We start from the raw sequence: 213 nt of genomic DNA, 5'->3' as shown, positions 1-213 counted from the left end.
AGCTAGGATTGCTGCACCAGTGTCGATCCAGTCATCGTCCTCTTCATTGGATGGCATTGGGTGAGAGAAATCTTCTGTAGCACTCAATTGAAATCTCTTTTGATATATGCGATCTGATAGGTCATTTCCAGTTATAATTGCTCTTAAAAGACCTTCTCCTTCGCCTCTGAGTGCAGGCCCTAAACATTCAGGCCGCCTTATAAGCAACCTGAT

1 protein-coding gene is annotated in these 213 nt (G+C 44.1%); it reads right to left on the bottom strand.

What is annotated here, in order from left to right; genetic code table 11:
- Positions 1–213: hypothetical protein (locus JEM65_RS22555; protein WP_233530787.1), on the bottom strand; the 213-nt coding region annotated here is incomplete at both ends.

This window comes from Gelidibacter salicanalis (assembly GCF_016469035.1).
GTDB classification, from domain to species: Bacteria; Bacteroidota; Bacteroidia; order Flavobacteriales; family Flavobacteriaceae; genus Gelidibacter; species Gelidibacter salicanalis_A.
The sequence above is the reverse complement of the archived record's forward strand: the minus strand, read 5'-3'. Positions and strand labels throughout refer to the sequence as shown.